Genomic DNA, 17,697 nt, shown 5'->3' with positions numbered 1-17,697 from the left:
GGACGTTAGAACAGGGGGGTCAGTGGACCGCCTCGACGCTCTCACCCGGCGGGCGACCGCTCACCCGTTCGGACTCAAGGGCGGTCTGCAGGATCACCACCGCGGCGGCCTGGTCGACCACCGAGCGCCCCTTCTTGGCCTTCACGCCGGAGGCCCGCAGGCCGTGGGTCGCCGTGACGGTCGACATCCGCTCGTCCACCAGCCGGACCGGCACCGGGTGGAGCCGGTTGGCCAGCCGGACCGCGTACGCGCGGACCTTCTCCGCCGCCGGACCCTCCCTGCCGTTGAGCGAGCGCGGAAGGCCGACGATCACCTCCACCGCCTCGTACTCCTCGACGATGGCGGCGATCCGGGCCTGCGACTTGACCCCGGCGGGGACGGTCTCCACGGGTGTGGCGAGCACCCCGTCGGGGTCGCAGGACGCGACCCCGATCCGGGCGTCACCGACGTCGACGGCGATCCGCCGCCCCCGCCGGAAGGGCCGTTCCTGCTCTTCTCCGACCATCAGGAGGCGCGCTCCGCGACCAGGCCGCGCACCGCGGCGATGGCCTCGGCCACCGCGCCCGGGTTGGAGCCGCCGCCCTGGGCGACGTCGTCCTTGCCGCCACCGCCGCCGCCGAGGGTCTTGGCCGCGACCCGGACCAGCTCACCGGCCTTGATGCCGCGGCCGCGGGCGTCCTCGTTGGTGGCGATCACGGTCAGCGGGCGATCGTTCGCCACGGTGAACGCGGCGACCACGGCCGGGCGCGAGCCGAGCCGGCCGCGCACGTCCAGGACCAGCTTGCGCAGCTCGTCCGCGCCGGTGCCGTCGGCGACCTTGGCGGCGACCACGGCGATCCCCTGCACGTCCTCGGCCGAGTCGGCCAGGCCGGCCGCGGCGGCGAGGACCTTCTCCGCGCGGAAGCGCTCGATCTCCTTCTCGGCGTCCTTGAGCTTGGCGAGCATGCCCGAGATCTTCTCCGGCAGCTCCTCCGGGCGGCCCTTGACCAGCTCGGTCAGCTGGGCGACGACCGTGTGCTCACGGGCCAGGAACTTGTACGCGTCCACGCCGACCAGCGCCTCGACACGGCGCACGCCGGAGCCGATCGAGGACTCGCCGAGCAGCTTCACCAGGCCCAGCTGGGCGGTGTTGCCGACGTGCGTGCCACCGCAGAGTTCCTTGGAGAAGTCCCCGATGGTGACGACCCGGACCTCGTCACCGTACTTCTCGCCGAACATCGCGATGGCGCCGGCCTTACGGGCCTGGTCCATCGTCATGACCTCGGCGGTGACGTCCAGCTCACGGGTGAGCACGTCGTTGATCTTCTGCTCGACGTCGACCAGGACGCTGCCGGGCACGGCGGCGGGTGAGCCGAAGTCGAAGCGGAAGCGGCCGGGGGCGTTCTCGGAGCCGGCCTGGGCGGCCGTCGGGCCGAGCGCGTCACGCAGCGCCTGGTGGGTCAGGTGGGTGGCCGAGTGGGCGCGGGCGATCGCCCGGCGGCGCTCGATGTCGATGGTGGCGTACGCCGAGGCGCCGAGCACGACCTCGCCGAACAGCACACCGCCGGAGTGCACGCTCACGCCCGGGACGGGCTGCTGCACGTCGCGGATCTCCACCACCGCGCCGGAGTCCAGCCGGATCCGGCCGTGGTCGGCGAGCTGGCCGCCGCCCTCGGCGTAGAACGGGGTGCGGTCGAGGATGATCTCGACCTCGTCGCCCTCGCTCGCGGCCGGCGCCGGGGAGCCGTTCACCAGCAGGCCGACCACGGTGGCCTCGCCCTCGGTGAGGCTGTAGCCGGTGAAGACGCTGGCGCCGGACCTGTCGGCGACCTCGCGGTACGCGGCGACGTCGGCGTGGCCCATCTTCTTGGCCTTGGCGTCCGCCTTGGCGCGGTCCCGCTGCTCCTGCATCAGCCGGCGGAAGCCGGACTCGTCCACCTGGAGGCCCTGCTCCTCGGCCATCTCCAGGGTGAGGTCGATCGGGAAGCCGTAGGTGTCGTGCAGCTTGAACGCCTGCTCGCCGGAGAGCACCGCGCCGCCGGCCTGCCGGGTCTCGGTGACCGCGGCGTCCAGCAGGTTGGTGCCGGCCTTCAGGGTCTGCAGGAAGGCGGTCTCCTCGGCGGCGACCACCGTCTCGATCCGCTTGCGCTCGGCCTCCAGCTCCGGGTACTGCGGGGCCATCGCCTTGATGGTGATGTCCGTGAGCTCCCTGGCCACCACGCCGTTGGCGCCCAGCAGGCGCATGTTGCGGATGGCGCGGCGCAGGATACGGCGCAGCACGTAGCCGCGGCCCTCGTTGCCGGGGGTGACGCCGTCGCCGACCAGCATGACCGCGGTGCGGATGTGGTCGGTGACCACGCGCAGCGAGATGTCGGACTTGTGGTCGGCACCGTAGGTGTGGCCGGTCAGCTCGGCGGCGCGGTCGAGGATCAGCCGGCTGGTGTCGATCTCGAAGAGGTTGTCGACGCCCTGCAGGATGGCGGCGAGGCGCTCCAGGCCGAGGCCGGTGTCGATGTTCTTGCTCGGCAGGTCGCCGAGGATCTCGAAGCCGTCCTTGCCGTCACCGTGGCCGCGCTCGTACTGCATGAAGACCAGGTTCCAGATCTCCAGGTAGCGCTCGCCGTTGACGGCCGGGCCGCCCTCCTCGCCGTACGCGGGGCCGCGGTCGTAGTTGATCTCCGAGCACGGGCCGCAGGGGCCGGGGACGCCCATCGACCAGAAGTTGTCCTTCATGCCGAGGCGCTGGATCCGCTCGGAGGGCACGCCGATGACGTCCCGCCAGATCTGCTCGGCCTCGTCGTCGTCCTGGTAGACGGTGATCCAGAGCTTCTCCTTCTCCAGGCCGTAGCCACCCTCCGCGACGGGAGAGGTGAGCAGCTCCCAGGCGAACGTGATGGCTCCTTCCTTGAAGTAGTCCCCGAAGGAGAAGTTGCCGCACATCTGGAAGAACGAGCCGTGCCGGGTGGTCTTGCCGACCTCCTCGATGTCCAGGGTGCGCACGCACTTCTGCACGCTGGTGGCGCGCGAGAACTGCGGCTTGACCTCGCCCAGGAAGTACGGCTTGAAGGGCACCATGCCGGCGTTGACCAGCAGCAGGGTGGGGTCGTCGGCGACCAGGGACGCCGACGGAACGACGGTGTGGCCGCGCTCCTCGAAGAAGCGCAGCCAGCGGCGGCGGATCTCTGCCGACTCCATTAGTGGTCCTTCCGGTTCGGGATGCCGTCCCGCGGCGGCAGCGCGCGGCGGGACGTGTTGTCGATGGCTGGGGTGGCGCGGGCGCCGTTGGACACAGTGCGGGCACTGCTGGGCGGAGGCAGGGCGGCGGCCGGGCTGCCGGGCGCCGCCGAGATAGCTCGGTACTGCGGCTCGCCCCTGAGGACCCGGCGGCGCCGGGGCTCGACGACGGCGGTGCCGTCCAGTCCGAGGTCCTCGCGCAGCTGCTCCTCACGCTCGGCCATGCCGGCCTTGACGTCCAGGGCGAACCGCTTCGCCGCGTCGCCCAGGTGCAGCGCACCGCGCGCGGCGGTGCCGGAGAGGCTGTCCGGGGTGAGCCGGTGCACGGCCTCGTTGGCCTTGTTCATGGCCCAGACGGTGGCGCCGGCGCCGACCGCCATCCAGAAGATGCGTCGCACCATGCCGTCAGCCCCTCACCACGCGCCGGACCCTGGCCAGCAGGCCGCCCTTGGGCGCGGTCGCCGCGCGCACCTCGGCCCGGATCAGCCGGGCCAGCTCCTCGCGCTCGCCCGGCTGGGCGGGCAGCGTCAGGGTGCCGTTCTGCTTGGCGACGGCCTTGCGGACGCCGTAACTGAAGGCCGCGACCTTGACCAGCGGCCCGCCCAGGGTGGCCGCGACGGTGGAGGAGAGCGCGTTGGCGTTGGCGGCGGCGTCCTGCACATTGGCGGTGATCTCGTCCACCCGCTCCAGCTGCTCGTTGGCGCTGCGCACGGCGGCGCCGGCGTCGCTCAGCAGCGGCACGGCCTGTTCGGTCACGGCGGAGACCAGGACGGTGGCCTCCTTCAGTACGCGCGAGAGCCGCACCAGGACGACGGCGAGCAGGGTGACCAGGACCGCCCAGAACACGGCGACGAGCAACCCGGCCAGCTCTCCCACGGACACCTTGCGCGCTCCCTCGCCTTGCTGTTCTCCAAAGGGAACCCTATCGCGCCCATGCCCGGTTTCCGGACCGGGTTGTCGCCCCGGGGCGTCCCTGCGGATCCGGTCGGGTGTGCGAAGCCCGCGCGTAACCTACCGACCGGTCACCTCGTTCTGTCGGGCGGACCGTCGCCCGCACGGCCCGACGCACGTCCGGACCGCGAGGGTCCGGGCCCGGACACGGGAGCAGTTCTTGGCCGACGACTCGACAACCCAGTCCCCGGGCACGACGGCGCGGCGGCCGGAGCACGGCCCGCGCCTTGAGCTCTGCACGCAGCAGGAACGTTTGCTCTTGTCCCGGCTGTCCGTCTTCCCCGGCGACTTCGATCCGGAGGCCGCCGAGTACGTCTGCGCGGGCGACGGCATCGAGCCGGACGAGATGGCCGACCTGCTCGCCGGACTGGCCGGCAGGTCGGTCGTCCTGCGGGTGGGGGCGCCGCCCGGCAGCCGGGCCGGCGGCGGCAGCGCCCTCGGCGCCCGCTTCCGGCTGCCCGACCCGCTGCGCGAGTACGGCGGGCACCGGCTGCGCGCCACCGGCGGGAAGCACCGGCTGCTCCGCCGCCACCGCGACTGGTACCTGGGCGTGGCCACCTGGGGCGAGGTCGAGTGGTCCGGGCCGCACCAGGCGGAGACCGCCGAGCGAACCGGGACCGCCCACCCCGACCTCCGTACGGCGCTGGAGTTCTGCCTCGCCGAGCCCGGCGAGGAGCAGAGCGCGCTGCGACTGGCGGGCGCCCTCTGGTTCTACTGGGCCGGCTGCGGCCACCCCGGCGAGGGCCGGCGCTGGCTGGACCGCGCGCTGGCGCTTGCCCCCGAACCGACCGAGGCCCGCGCCAAGGCGCTCTGGGTGACCGGCTACCTGGCCACCCTCCAGGGCGATCCGGCCTCCGCCCGGCCCGTGCTGGAGGAGTGCCGCCGTCAGGCCCTGGCCACCGGTGACGACCGGGCGCTCGCCCACGCGCTCCACCGGCAGGGCTGCGCGGCCCTGATCGGCGACGAACCGGCCCTGGCCACCGGGCTGTTCGAGGAGGCGCTCCGGCGCTACCGGGCGATCGGCGAGCTGGACAGCACCGTCCTGATGGCCATGGTCGAGCTGGGCCTGGCCCGGCTGTTCCAGGGCGACCGGCCCGGCGGCGCGTTCTGGCTGGGCCGGGTCCGCGAGCTGTGCGAGCGGCACGGCGAGCGATGGGCGTACGCGTGGGGGCTCTACGCGCTGGCGTACGCGCACTGGCTGGACGGCGACATACGGCTGGCCCGCGTCCGGGCCAGGGAGAGCGTCCGGCTCAGCCACCGGCTCCACGACCTGCCCGGCATCGCGCTGGCGATCGACGTGCTGGCGCTGCTGGAGACCGAGCCCACCGGTCCGGACCGGCCGGGCGACCTGCGCGAGGCCCGGGTGCTGCAGGGCGCCGCGCACCGGATCTGGCGGGCGGTGGGCAGGCCGTTCTTCGGCTCGCGCGGCTTCGGCGACCCCCATCGCATCTGCGAACGGCGGGCCGGGGCCGGGCTGACCGGGCGGGAGTCCGCCGGCTTCTTCGGCCGCGGCGCCCGGCTCGGCCTGGACGCGGCGGTCCGCCGGGCGCTCGGCGGCCACGGTGACGCGGAGGACCGGCCGGGCGGACGGCCCGGCGAACGACCGATGGAATAGTTGAAGATTGTCCATTGCTGGAGGGGGCAGCACCACCGCGAGAAACCGGTGAAGCCCCAGGCGCGGAGGACGCCGAAGGGCATCGACCGGCACCGAAAGGAGCGACCGTGGCCACCTACAGCGCCGCCGACGAGTACCGCATGGCGAAGTTCTCCTTCGACTCCAAGGCGTACTCCGACGCCGCCCGCCTCCTGGAGGCGGTCCTGGCCCAGGAGCCGGCCAACCTCTCCGTCCGGCTGCTGCTGGCCCGCAGCTACTACCACTCCGCCCAGCTGTCCCGGGCCGAAGCCGAACTGCGCCGCGTCCTGGACGCCGACCCCGCCGAGGACTACGCCCGGCTGATGCTCGGCCGCACCCTGGAGCGCCAGGGCCGCGCCGAGGAGGCCCGCCCGCACCTGCGGCTGGCCGCCGCGATGGCCGGCGGGGAGCTGTGACGGCAGAGCCGTGAAAAGGGGCGAGCCCCCGCCGCCTCGAGAGGCGACGGGGGCTCGCTGGGGTACACCGGGGTGCACCGCCCGCGGGTCAGCGCGAGTAGTACTCGACCACCAGCTGCTCGTCACAGATCACCGGGACCTCCTTGCGCTGCGGCGCACGGTCCAGGCGGAAGGCCAGGGCCTTCAGGTTGACCTCGAGGTACTTCGGGGTCTGGCCCTCGCCCGCGTAGCCACCCTCACGGGCGACCTGGAACGGGACCTTCTCCTTGCTGCGCTCGCGAACGGTCACGACGAAGCCCGGCTTCATCTGGTACGACGGCTTGTTGACCTTGCCGCCGTTGACCTCGATGTGGCCGTGGACGACCATCTGGCGGGCCTGGTAGATGGTGCGGGCAATGCCCGAACGCAGCACCAGGGAGTCCAGACGGGTCTCCAGCTCGGCGACGAGCGCCTCACCGGTCTTGCCCTCGGCCTTCTTCGCGCGGTCGAACGCGCGCGCCATCTGCTTCTCGCTCAGGTCGTACTGGGCGCGCAGACGCTGCTTCTCGAGCAGACGGACCTTGTAGTCCGAGTTCTGCTTGCGACCACGGCCGTGCTGGCCGGGCGGGTACGGGCGGGCCTCGAAGTACTTGACGGACTTCGGGGTCAGCGGCACGCCGAGCGCACGCGCGATCTTGACCTTGGGACGCTTCTGGTTCGCCATGAACCAAACCTTCCTTGCTTATGAATACGGCTTCACCAGGTGTTGACGGAGGTCGCTCCTCGCGACCCGGAGAAAAACCGCTCCACCCGCGGGTGGTGTGGTCAGCCGCTCTCCGGAGCCGGGCACGGATGTGCTTGCGCACGAGCGGCCCACCGAACCGGGGTTGGTGGGCTGCACGCGACACCGAAACGGTGCGCAACGCTCCTCAAGACCCCGCGAGGGGGTCTACGGCCAGTGCCCCGCTGGTGCGGCCGGTCAGCAAGGTCTCCCCTGCCGCCGTCCCGGGACATGGCACTCCGCACGAGTATACCCGCCGCTCACTCGCCCTTCAGTCGCCCCCTGGTCCACTCCACGATGTCCGCGTACCGGGCCTCCCCGCCGTGCCGGGTCGGCCGGTAGTACGCCTTGCCGTGCACCGCGTCCGGCGCGTACTGCTGCGCCGCGATGCCCTCCGGCAGGTCGTGCGGGTACTGGTAGCCCTGACCGTGCCCGAGCTTGCCCGCGCCGCCGTAGTGCGCGTCCCGCAGGTGCGGTGGCACCGCGCCCGCCAGCCCCTGCCGGACGTCCGCCAGCGCCGCGTCGATCGCCAGGTACGCGGCGTTCGACTTGGGTGCCAGCGCCAGCGCGATCGCCGCCTGGGAGAGGATGATCCGCGCCTCCGGGAAGCCGATCAGCGCCACCGCCTGGGCCGCCGCCACGGCCGTGGTCAGCGCCGTCGGATCGGCCAGGCCGACGTCCTCGCTGGCCGAGATCATCAGCCGCCGGGCGATGAACCGCGGATCCTCCCCCGCCTCGATCATCCGGGCCAGGTAGTGCAGGGTGGCGTCCACGTCACTGCCCCGGATCGACTTGATCAGCGCGCTGGCCACGTCGTAGTGCTGGTCGCCGTCCTTGTCGTACCGGACCGCGGCGTGGTTGACGGCGGTCTCGGTGGTGGCCAGCGTGATGCTCGCCTCCCCCTTCTCCAGCGCCGCGCCGGCCGCCGCCTCCAGCGTGGTGAGCGCCCGCCGGGCGTCCCCGCCGGCCAGCCGCACCAGGTGGTCCTCCGCCTCCTCGGAGAGCTCCAGCGAGCCCTCCAGACCGCGCTCGTCGGCCACCGCCCGGCGCAGCAGCGCCCGGATGTCGTCGTCGGTCAGCGACTCCAGCGTGAGCAGCAGCGAGCGCGACAGCAGCGGGGAGATCACCGAGAAGTACGGGTTCTCGGTGGTCGCGGCGATCAGCGTGACCCAGCGGTTCTCCACGGCGGGCAGCAGCGAGTCCTGCTGGGCCTTGGAGAACCGGTGGATCTCGTCCAGGAAGAGCACCGTCTCCCGGCCGCTCATACCGACCGCGCGGCGGGCGCCGTCGATCACCGCCCGGACCTCCTTGACCCCGGCGGTGATCGCGGACAGCTCGACGAAACGGCCCTCGACGGCCTGGCTGATCACATGCGCCAGCGTGGTCTTCCCGGTGCCGGGCGGCCCCCAGAGGATCACCGAACTGGTCGCCGCCGGGCCGCGCGAGCCCGACACCAGCCGGCGCAGCGGTGAGCCGGGCTTCAGCAGCTGCCGCTGCCCGGCCACCTCGTCCAGGGTGCGCGGTCGCATCCGCACGGCGAGCGGGGCCCGCCCCGGCTCCTTGGCCTGGCGTTCCTCGGCGGCGGCGGTGAAGAGGTCCGGTTCGTCCACACCGGAAGCCTATGCGAGCCCACCGACAGGGCCGCTACTCCAGCCTGGCCGCATGGTCCGGCACGTACTTCTGCAGGTCGCGCGGGGGCCGCTGGTAGCCGCGGGGGGCCGGGCGGGGCGGCAGGTCGATCTTCGGCGGGGTGACCTCGTGGTACGGGACGCTGGAGAGCAGGTGGGCGATCATGTTGATCCGGGCCCGCCGCTTGTCGTCGCTCTCCACCACGTTCCAGGGCGACTCGGGGGTGTCGGTGTAGACGAACATCTCGTCCTTGGCCCGCGAGTAGTCCTCCCAGTGGGTGATCGACTCGACGTCCATCGGCGAGAGCTTCCAGCGCCGCATCGGGTCCTCCAGACGGTCCCGGAAGCGCCGCTGCTGCTCGGTGTCGCTGACCGAGAACCAGTACTTGCGCAGCAGCACGCCCGACTCGATCAGCATCCGCTCGAAGGTCGGGCACTGGTGCAGGAACTGCCAGTACTCCTCGTCGGTGCAGAAGCCCATCACCTTCTCGACGCCGGCCCGGTTGTACCAGCTGCGGTCGAACAGGACGATCTCCCCGGCGGCCGGCAGCTGCTCGACGTACCGCTGGAAGTACCACTGGGTGCGCTGGCGTTCGGTGGGGGTGGGCAGGGCGGCGACCCGGGCGATGCGCGGGTTCAGGTACTCGGTCACCCGCTTGATCGCGCCGCCCTTGCCCGCCGCGTCCCGCCCCTCGAACACGACCACCAGCCGGGCGCCCTCGGCGCGCACCCACTCCTGGAGCTTCACCAGCTCGTTCTGCAGCCGCAGCAGCTCCCGCTCGTACGGCTTCTTCGCCAGCCGCTCCGGCTGGGCGGACCGCTCATGCTGGACCTTGGCCACCTGGGTACCTCCGTCGCGGGACATCTGCCGGCCGAAGACCGGGGAGCGTGCTGATGAGCACTCACCGTAGGCGCAATGCGCCGCTCCCGCAGGTCCTGTCCGGTCGGCGCGGCAGCGGCGGCCCCCTGAACCGCCGCTGCCGGGCTCCCCCGTGGACCGGCCCGAGGGCCGGGTGATCACCTTGGCCCAGACCTGCCGGACCGGTCCAATATCCCGTTCCATAACCTTGGGGCATGGATGTGGACACCCGACTGCTGCGCGGCTTCACCGCGGTCTGCGAGGAGGGGCAGCTGACGGCCGCGGCGGCCCGGCTGTTCGTCTCGCAGCCGACCCTCACCAAGCAGATCCGCCAGCTGGAGGTACTGCTCGGGGTGGAGCTGTTCGAACGCTCCCGCCGCGGCATGGCGCCCACGTCGGCCGGGCGGGCGCTGGCCGAGTACGCCGGGACCGTGCTGGCGGGCTGGGAGGACGCGCTGCGCGCCACCAGGGCGGCGGCGGCCGAGCAGGGCTCGACCCTGCGGGTGGGCTTCGAGGGCGGGATCATCAACCTGATGACCCGCCGCACGGTGGCGGACTTCACCCGGCGGATGCCCGGCTGGCAGGTGGAGTTGCGGCAGAACAACTGGCTCGACCCGACGTCCGGCCTGGCCACCGGCGAGATCGACCTCACGCTCTGGCACGGGCCGCCGTCGCTCTCCGAGCAGTACAGCGTCGCACTGCTCGGCAAGGAGCCGCGCTGTCTGGCGCTGCCGGCCGGGCACCGGCTGGCCGGGCGTGCGGTGATCGACTTCGAGGAGCTGCTGGACGAGCCCTTCGTGGCGATCCCGCACGAGGCCGGCCACTGGCGCGACTACTGGCTGGCGGTCCGGGAGCGGGGCGGGCGGCCGGTGCGGATCGGCGCGGTGGCACGCAACACCGACGAGTGGCTGGCCGCGGTGGTGTGCGGCCAGGGCGTCGGTTTCGCCCCGGAGACGATGAGCAGGCTGGCGGCGCGGGAGGATGTCGCGTACCGGCCGGTGCGGGGGTTGAGCCCGAGCCAGGTCGGGCTCTACTGGCCGAAGGACCGGGAACCGACGCCCGCGATGGCCGCGTTCGTGCGCAGTTGCCGGACCACCGTCGGCTCCGGCGCCGACACGCCTTAGTACTCCAGCAGGACTAGACGGCTTCGAAGGGCTCGGGGTAGCGGCAGAGCCCGCGCGGGGCGCCGTCGTAGGCGGGCAGGGCGAGCGCCTGGAAGTAGATGTCCGGCACCTCGAACGGGCCGGTGACCTCGTGCCGTTGGGCCGGGGTGAACCCGAACCGGCCGTAGTAGTCCGGGTCTCCGAGAACGATGACGAGCTTCTCGCCCGCGTCCTCGGCGGCGGACAGCGCGGCCCGGACGACGAGTTCGCCGACGCCCTTGCGCTGCCACTCGGGGGCGACCGCGACGGGCGCGAGCGCCAGGCCCTTGCCGTCACCGACCGGCAGCCGGGTGAGCAGGGCGTGGCCGACCACCAGGCCGGACTCGTCCACCGCGACCACCGACAGCCCGGGCAGCCAGGCGGGATCGCGGCGCAGCGCGTCCACCAGGTCCGCCTCGTCGGGGCCGGGGAACGCGGCCATGTGGACCCGTCTGGTGGCGGGTGCGTCGTCGGGACACTCGATCCTGGTACTGACCTTCATGGGGGAACCCTCTCTGTGTCGCACGCCATTGTGGACCGGCCCCGGACGGTAGGTGAACCGTCCGGGGCCGTGAAAGGTTAGCCGATCAAGGGTCAGGCCTTGGGCTGGGCCTCGGACTTGGCGTCCTCGCGGACCTTCGGCTGGGCGTCCACACCGGCCTCCCGGCGCTGGGCCGGGGTGATCGGGGTCGGGGCGCCGGTCAGCGGGTCACCACCGGTGGACGTCTTCGGGAAGGCGATGACGTCGCGGATGGTGTCGTACCCGCCGAGCAGCGTGACGATCCGGTCGAGGCCGAAGGCCACACCGCCGTGCGGCGGCGGGCCGTAGTTGAAGGCGTCGAGCAGGAAGCCGAACTGCGAGGCGGCCTCCTCCTCGGAGAGGCCGATCGCGTCGAACGCCCGCTTCTGCACGTCGCGCTGGTGGATACGGATCGAACCGCCGCCCAGCTCCGAGCCGTTGAGGACCAGGTCGTAGGCGTTGGAGAGGGCCGTACCCGGGTCGGTGTCGAAGGTGGCGAGCGACTCGGCGGTCGGGGCGGTGAACGGGTGGTGCACCGCGTGCCAGCCCTGGAACTCGCCCTTGTCGTCCTCGATCGGCTCGAACATCGGGAAGTCGACGACCCAGAGGAAGGCCCACGCGGACTCGTCGATCAGCCGGCAGCGGCGGCCGATCTCCAGGCGGGCGGCGCCGAGCAGCTCCTGCGAGGGGCGCTGCTTGCCGGCCGCGAAGAAGATCGCGTCGCCGTTCTTGGCACCCGCGGCGGCGGCCAGGCCGGCCAGGTGCTCCTCGGAGAGGTTCTTGGCGACCGGGCCGCGCAGCTCGCCGGTCTCGGCGTCGATGACCACGTAGGCGAGGCCCCTGGCGCCGCGCGCCTTGGCCCAGTCCTGCCAGGCGTCGAGCGCCTTGCGGGGCTGCGAGGCGCCGCCGGGCATGACCACGGCACCGACGTACGGGGCCTGGAAGACGCGGAACGCGGTGCCCTTGAAGTACTCGGTGAGGTCGGTGAGTTCCTGTCCGAAGCGGACGTCCGGCTTGTCGGAGCCGTAGCGGGACATGGCGTCCGCGTAGGTCATCCGGGGCAGCGGGTTCGGGATCTCGTAGCCGTGCACCTCGCGCCAGATCGAGCCGACGATCTTCTCGCCGAGGGCCAGGATGTCCTCCTGGTCGACGAAGGAGGCCTCGATGTCGAGCTGGGTGAACTCCGGCTGGCGGTCGGCGCGGAAGTCCTCGTCGCGGAAGCAGCGCGCGATCTGGTAGTAGCGCTCCATACCGGCCACCATCAGCAGCTGCTTGAACAGCTGGGGCGACTGCGGCAGCGCGTACCAGTGGCCGGGCTGCAGGCGGACCGGGACGAGGAAGTCGCGGGCGCCCTCGGGGGTGGAGCGGGTGAGGTACGGCGTCTCGATGTCGAGGTAGTCGTTCTCCTCCATCACCCGGCGGATGATGTTGTTGACCTTGGAGCGCAGCCGCAGGCCCTTGGCCGGGCCCTCACGGCGCAGGTCCAGGTAGCGGTAGCGCAGCCGGACCTCCTCGTTGACCGTGCCGGGCTCGTACTCGGCGACCGGGAAGGGCAGCGGGGCGGCCTCGGAGAGCACCTCGATCTCGCTGACCACGACCTCGACCGCGCCGGTCGGGATGTCCGGGTTCTCGTTGCCCTCGGGGCGCACCCGGACGTCACCGACGACCTTGACGCAGTACTCGGCGCGCAGGCCGTGCACCGAGTCCAGGTCGCGGACCACGATCTGCACGGTGCCGGAGGCGTCGCGCAGGTCGATGAAGGCCACGCCGCCGTGGTCTCGGCGGCGGGCGACCCAGCCGGCCAGGGTGACGGTGGTGCCTGCGTGCTCCGGGCGGAGCGTGCCCGCGTCGTGCGTGCGGATCACAGCTGCTTCTCCTTCAGGGTGGTGACGAGTGCGTCGAGGGCGACGGGGTTCTGCTCGCCGGTGGTCAGGTCCTTGAGCTGGACGACGCCTTCGGCGAGGTCCCGGTCACCGGCCAGCACCGCGAAGCGGGCGCCGGAACGGTCGGCGGACTTCATGGCGTTCTTGATGCCCTTGACGCCGAAGGCGAGGTCGGTGGCGACGCCGGTCCGGCGCAGCTCGACCACCTTGGCGAAGAGGACGTTCTTGGCCTCGTCGCTGAGCGCGACGGCGTAGACCGAGGTGGTGGCGGGCAGGTCGAGGGCGATGCCCTCCGCCTCCATCGCCAGGTAGGTGCGGTCCACGCCGAGGCCCCAGCCGACCGAGGGCAGCGCCGGGCCGCCGAGCATCTCGGAGAGGCCGTCGTAGCGGCCGCCGCCGCCGATCGCGGACTGCGAGCCGAGACCGTTGTGCACGAACTCGAAGGTGGTGCGGGTGTAGTAGTCCAGCCCGCGGACCAGCTTGGGGTCGTCGACGAAGGCCACGCCGGCCGCGGTGAGCAGCTCGCGCACCTTCTCGTCGTACGCCTTGCACTCCTCGCAGAGGTAGTCGCGCAGCTTGGGGGCGTCGGTCAGCTGGGCCTGGACGGACTCGCGCTTGTCGTCGAGGACGCGCAGCGGGTTGATCCCGGCGCGGCGGCGGGTCTCCTCGTCGAGGTCCAGGCCGTCCAGGAACTCGACCAGGGCGGCGCGGTAGACCGGCCGGCACTGCTTGTCCCCGAGGCTGTTGATCAGCAGCGAGTAGTCGCTCAGGCCCAGCGAGCGGAAGGCGTCGTCGGCCAGGATGATCAGCTCGGCGTCCAGCGCCGGGTCCTCGGCGCCGATCGCCTCGGCGCCGACCTGGGCGAACTGGCGGTAGCGGCCGGCCTGCGGACGCTCGTAGCGGTAGAAGGAACCGGAGTACCAGAGCTTGACCGGGAGGTTGCCCAGCTTGTGCAGGTTGGCCTGGAGCGCCGCGCGGACCACCGAGGCGGTGCCCTCGGGGCGCAGCGCGAGGTCTTCCTTGCCGCGCTTGGTGAGCGAGAACATCTCCTTGGTGACGATGTCCGTGGACTCGCCGACACCGCGGGAGAACAGCTTGACGTCCTCGAAGACCGGGGTCTCGATGTAGCCGTAGCCGGCCCGGCGCAGCGGCGCGGAGAGGCTCTCGCGGATCGCCAGGAAGGTCGCGGAGCTGGGAGGCAGCAGGTCGTAGGTGCCCTTGGGGGCGGTGAAGGTGCTCAACTTCTCTTCCGTCACATTCCTCGTCGCGGGAAGGCCGGAGCGCCGAGCGCTCCCGCCGCCTGCCTGAGGTAGGGGTTGGTGGCGCGCTCGCGGCCGATGGTGGTCTGGGAGCCGTGGCCGGACAGGACCACGGTGGCATCGTCGAGGGGCAGGCACACCCGGGCCAGCGACCGCATGATCGCCTCGCTGTCTCCGCCCGGGAGGTCCGTGCGCCCGATGGAGCCGGCGAAGAGCAGGTCGCCCGAGAAGAGCACCGGAGGCAGGTCCTCGGCGCCGGGCGTCCGGAACGTCACCGACCCCTTGGTATGGCCGGGCGCGTGGTCGACGGTGAGCTTCAGACCGGCGAGCTCCAGCACGCTGCCGTCGGTGAGCTCGCGTACGTCGTCGGGTTCGCCGACGGTGAGCTCGCCCATCAGCTGGGTGCCGAGCGAGCGGCCGAGCGCCTTCTCCGGGTCGGCCATCATGTAGCGGTCCTCGGGGTGGATCCAGGCCGGGACGCCGCGGGCGCCGCAGACCGGGACCACGGAGGCGACGTGGTCGATGTGCCCGTGGGTGAGGACGACCGCGACGGGCTTCAGCCCGTGCTCGCGGATCAGCTCGTCGACGCCGGCGGCGGCCTGGTGGCCGGGGTCGACGATGACGCACTCCTCGCCGGGCGCCGGTGCGACCAGGTAGCAGTTGGTGCCCCAGGCTCCAGCGGGGAATCCGGCGATGAACACGCGAGTCCTTCATGATTCGGTCGACAGTGGCAGCTACACGATGTAACGCAGCCTACCGGCGGTCCGGGTCCGGTTGCGAACCAGACAGGGGGTGACAGGTTCACTTCATCATGACGGGTTCACCGCGTTCTTACAGCCGTGGTACCTACACTTGGCCGCCGATGGATGCGATGATCCGCTTCAGCATTCGTACCCACTCCCTCCCCGCCCGCCATCGGGCGGGGGACCCCCCAGCGCATATGTAGGAGACACGGCCGGTGGTCACCAGCGAACAGCGGCGGCGGCAGCTCGCCCGCGAGAAGTACGAGCGCCAGGCGCAGCGACGGGCCGAGGCCCACGCCGCGCGCAAGCGCCGCAACACGATCCTCGGCGCGTCGCTGGCCGTGGTCGTGCTGGCGGGCGGTGGCGCGCTGGTCGGCACCGGCGCCTTCGACTCGGACGACAAGAAGGACTCCGCTCCGACCGCGCAGGCCGCGCCCACCGCGACCGACGAGCCCACCACGCCGACCCGCAAGCCGGTCGAGGGCTGCGCCGACCCGGCGCCGGGCGCGCCGAACGGCAAGCAGTGGCAGGCCGAGCCGGCCATGACGGTCGACACGGCCGCCTCGTACACCGCGACGCTGGACAGCAACTGCGGCAAGGTGACGATCGCGCTGGACGCGGCCAAGGCGCCGCACACGGTGAACTCCTTCGCCTTCCTGACCGGCGAGCAGTACTTCGACCACACCAAGTGCCACCGGCTGACCACGGGCGGCATCTTCGTGCTGCAGTGCGGCGACCCGACCGCCAGCGCGACCGTCCCCGGCGGCACGGGCGGCCCCGGCTACAAGTTCGCCGACGAGAACCTGACCGGCGCGACCTACCCGGCGGGCACGGTGGCGATGGCCAACTCCGGCCCCGGCACCAACGGCAGCCAGTTCTTCCTGGTCTACAAGGACACCCAGCTGCCGCCGAGCTACACCCCCTTCGGCAAGATCACCGGCGGTCTGGACGTGGTCGAGAAGATCGCCGCCGCGGGCACCCTGGAAGGCGGTACGGACGGCCACCCGATGGCCGACGTCACCTTCAACTCGGTCACCGTCGCGAAGGGTTGATCCACGCCGGGGCCGCGTCGCCACCGCCCGCGAGGGGCGTCGGCGCGGCCCGGGCCCGAAATCGCCCGGCCCGGATGCGGACAGCACCGGGCCTGGTCGCCTATGTTGGCGTTGTGTAGGGTGCCCAGACCCGCCGGCCGTCACCCTCGGCAGCAGAGCACGGCGGACGGGACGGCGGACTCATCGGTCCGCCGCACATCAACTGTGGACGACGGACGCGTACCGCCCCGGCGCGGGCGCGACGTCATGTGGAGGACGCGCTATGAGCAGCGACCCGTGGGGCCGTGTCGACGAGCAGGGCACGGTCTACGTCAGGACAGCCGACGGCGAACGTGTCGTGGGTTCCTGGCAGGCCGGCTCGCCCGAGGAGGCTCTCGCCTACTTCGAGCGCAAGTACCAGGGCATCGAGGTGGAGATCGGCCTGCTGGAGAAGCGGGTGCGCACCACCGACCTAGCCGCGAAGGACGCCCAGGCCGCGCTGGAGCACCTGCGGTCGCAGGTCGTCGAGGCGCACGCGGTCGGTGACCTGGAGTCGCTGGCCAAGCGGCTGGACACGCTCGCCGGTGAGATCGAGAGCCGTCGTGAGGAGCGCAAGGCCGCCCGCGCCAAGGCGCAGGACGAGACCCGCGCCGCCAAGGAGGCCCTGGTCTCGGAGGCCGAGCAGCTCGCCGAGTCCACCCAGTGGCGGGAGGCCGGGGACCGGCTCCGCGCGCTGGTGGACACCTGGAAGGGCCTGCCCCGGCTGGACCGCAAGAGTGACGACGAGCTGTGGCACCGCTTCTCGCACGCCCGCTCGGTCTTCTCCAAGCACCGCAAGGCGCACTTCGCGACCCTGGACGCCGAGCGCGACCAGGCCAGGGCCGTCAAGGAGCGTCTGGTCACGGAGGCCGAGGCGCTCTCCTCGTCGACCGAGTGGGGCGAGACGGCGGCCCAGTACCGCGACCTGATGGCGCGCTGGAAGGCCGCCGGGCGCGCCCAGCGGGACATCGAGGACGAGCTGTGGGCGCGGTTCCGCGGCGCCCAGGACGTCTTCTTCCAGGCCCGTTCCGCGGTGTTCAGCGAGCGGGACGCCGAGCAGGTCGGCAACCAGAAGCTCAAGGAGGCGCTGGCGGCCGAGGCCGAGGCGATCCTGCCGATCACCGACCTGAAGGCCGCGAAGGCCGCGCTGCGCGACGTCAACGAGCGCTGGGAGGCGATCGGGCACGTGCCGCGCGACGCCCGTCCGAAGCTGGACGGCCGGCTGAACGCGGTCGAGCGGGCGATCCGCGAGGCCGAGGACGCCGAGTGGAAGCGCTCCAACCCGGAGGCCAAGGCCCGCGCCGCCGGCATGGTCGGCCTCTTCCAGGCGAAGGCCGACAAGATCCAGGCCGATCTGGACAAGGCCCGCGCGGCCGGCAACGCGAGCAAGGTCGCCAAGCTGGAGTCCGAGCTGGCCGGCGTGCGGACGCTGCTGGAGCAGGCGCACAAGAGCCAGGACGAGTTCAGCGGCTGATCCGGCATCCGGCTGACCCAGTCGGCCCGTTGAACGGAAAGGCCCCCGGGAGCTTGGGTTCAAGGGGTCGTCGCAACACCACTTGGTTTTAGGTGGTGAGTAGATCACGTAGACGCTCGGCTGGGGTATTCCAGCCGAGCGTCTTG

The 17,697-nt window shown here is 72.1% G+C and carries 16 protein-coding genes; 5 read left to right on the top strand and 11 right to left on the bottom strand.

Translation table 11 applies throughout. The annotated features are described in order from the left end of the window. Positions 1-19: 19 nt before the first annotated feature. Genes ruvX through ACIQIB_RS21740 form a run of 4 tightly spaced genes read right to left on the bottom strand, consistent with a single transcriptional unit; the run spans position 20 to position 4,095 of the window. Complete coding sequence (gene ruvX / locus ACIQIB_RS21755) at positions 20-505, bottom strand: Holliday junction resolvase RuvX (RefSeq protein ID WP_363610502.1); 486 nt, start codon at positions 503-505, stop codon at positions 20-22. Then, positions 505-3,174, bottom strand: a complete 2,670-nt coding sequence (alaS, locus tag ACIQIB_RS21750) for an alanine--tRNA ligase (protein ID WP_400759847.1) — start codon at positions 3,172-3,174, stop codon at positions 505-507. Before alaS ends, ruvX begins: the two co-directional genes overlap by 1 nt. Beyond that, entirely contained in the window at positions 3,174-3,614 is a 441-nt protein-coding gene (locus ACIQIB_RS21745) for a DUF6167 family protein (RefSeq protein ID WP_400658257.1), read from the bottom strand. The genes alaS and ACIQIB_RS21745 overlap by 1 nt, the downstream gene beginning before the upstream one ends. A 4-nt stretch (positions 3,615-3,618) precedes the next feature. Next, positions 3,619-4,095 (bottom strand): DUF948 domain-containing protein, encoded by a 477-nt coding sequence (locus ACIQIB_RS21740; protein WP_400759845.1) that lies wholly within the window; start codon positions 4,093-4,095, stop codon positions 3,619-3,621. A 328-nt stretch (positions 4,096-4,423) separates the two neighbouring features. On the opposite strand from ACIQIB_RS21740, the gene ACIQIB_RS21735 reads away from it, so the two are divergent. Together ACIQIB_RS21735 and ACIQIB_RS21730 are read left to right on the top strand one after the other, a co-directional pair. Then, a complete protein-coding gene (locus ACIQIB_RS21735; protein ID WP_400759843.1) occupies positions 4,424-5,779 on the top strand; it encodes an ATP-binding protein in 1,356 nt (451 codons plus the stop codon). A 140-nt stretch (positions 5,780-5,919) separates the two neighbouring features. Further along, entirely contained in the window at positions 5,920-6,213 is a 294-nt protein-coding gene (locus tag ACIQIB_RS21730) for a tetratricopeptide repeat protein (protein ID WP_363610535.1), read from the top strand. 88 nt (positions 6,214-6,301) lie between these two features. Here the strand turns inward: ACIQIB_RS21730 and rpsD are convergent, their stop codons facing one another. The 3 genes from rpsD to ppk2 form a co-directional block, all read right to left on the bottom strand. Next, positions 6,302-6,916 carry a 30S ribosomal protein S4 gene (rpsD, locus tag ACIQIB_RS21725; RefSeq protein ID WP_063346792.1) on the bottom strand — a complete coding sequence of 205 codons (615 nt, stop codon included), beginning with the start codon at positions 6,914-6,916 and terminating at the stop codon, positions 6,302-6,304. 317 nt (positions 6,917-7,233) lie between these two features. Then, positions 7,234-8,583 (bottom strand): replication-associated recombination protein A, encoded by a 1,350-nt coding sequence (locus tag ACIQIB_RS21720; RefSeq protein ID WP_363610512.1) that lies wholly within the window; start codon positions 8,581-8,583, stop codon positions 7,234-7,236. 34 nt (positions 8,584-8,617) lie between these two features. Further along, positions 8,618-9,466 (bottom strand): polyphosphate kinase 2, encoded by an 849-nt coding sequence (gene ppk2 / locus ACIQIB_RS21715; RefSeq protein ID WP_400658263.1) that lies wholly within the window; start codon positions 9,464-9,466, stop codon positions 8,618-8,620. 209 nt (positions 9,467-9,675) lie between these two features. On the opposite strand from ppk2, the gene ACIQIB_RS21710 reads away from it, so the two are divergent. Then, entirely contained in the window at positions 9,676-10,584 is a 909-nt protein-coding gene (locus tag ACIQIB_RS21710; RefSeq protein WP_400759841.1) for a LysR family transcriptional regulator, read from the top strand. A gap of 13 nt (positions 10,585-10,597) precedes the next feature. On the opposite strand, the gene ACIQIB_RS21705 is transcribed toward ACIQIB_RS21710, so the two are convergent. From ACIQIB_RS21705 to ACIQIB_RS21690, 4 genes are all read right to left on the bottom strand, one after another. Continuing rightward, positions 10,598-11,104, bottom strand: a complete 507-nt coding sequence (locus ACIQIB_RS21705) for an N-acetyltransferase (RefSeq protein ID WP_363610518.1) — start codon at positions 11,102-11,104, stop codon at positions 10,598-10,600. Between the two features lie 92 nt (positions 11,105-11,196). Beyond that, a complete protein-coding gene (aspS, locus tag ACIQIB_RS21700; RefSeq protein WP_363610520.1) occupies positions 11,197-12,987 on the bottom strand; it encodes an aspartate--tRNA ligase in 1,791 nt (596 codons plus the stop codon). Continuing rightward, positions 12,984-14,246, bottom strand: coding sequence for a histidine--tRNA ligase (hisS, locus tag ACIQIB_RS21695; RefSeq protein WP_363610522.1), 1,263 nt, complete (start codon positions 14,244-14,246; stop codon positions 12,984-12,986). The genes aspS and hisS overlap by 4 nt, the downstream gene beginning before the upstream one ends. An 11-nt stretch (positions 14,247-14,257) precedes the next feature. Beyond that, complete coding sequence (locus ACIQIB_RS21690; RefSeq protein ID WP_363610524.1) at positions 14,258-14,965, bottom strand: MBL fold metallo-hydrolase; 708 nt, start codon at positions 14,963-14,965, stop codon at positions 14,258-14,260. Between the two features lie 257 nt (positions 14,966-15,222). Between ACIQIB_RS21690 and ACIQIB_RS21685 the strand changes: the two genes are divergently transcribed. Further along, on the top strand, positions 15,223-16,059 hold the full coding sequence (locus tag ACIQIB_RS21685; RefSeq protein ID WP_363610526.1) for a peptidylprolyl isomerase: 837 nt from the start codon (positions 15,223-15,225) through the stop codon (positions 16,057-16,059). A gap of 262 nt (positions 16,060-16,321) precedes the next feature. Then, a complete protein-coding gene (locus ACIQIB_RS21680) occupies positions 16,322-17,551 on the top strand; it encodes a DUF349 domain-containing protein (RefSeq protein ID WP_363610531.1) in 1,230 nt (409 codons plus the stop codon). The last annotated feature ends 146 nt before the right edge of the window (positions 17,552-17,697 follow it).

The sequence above is a fragment of the Kitasatospora sp. NPDC092286 genome, assembly GCF_044755565.1.
GTDB lineage: Bacteria > Actinomycetota > Actinomycetes > Streptomycetales > Streptomycetaceae > Kitasatospora.
The sequence above is the reverse complement of the archived record's forward strand: the minus strand, read 5'-3'. Positions and strand labels throughout refer to the sequence as shown.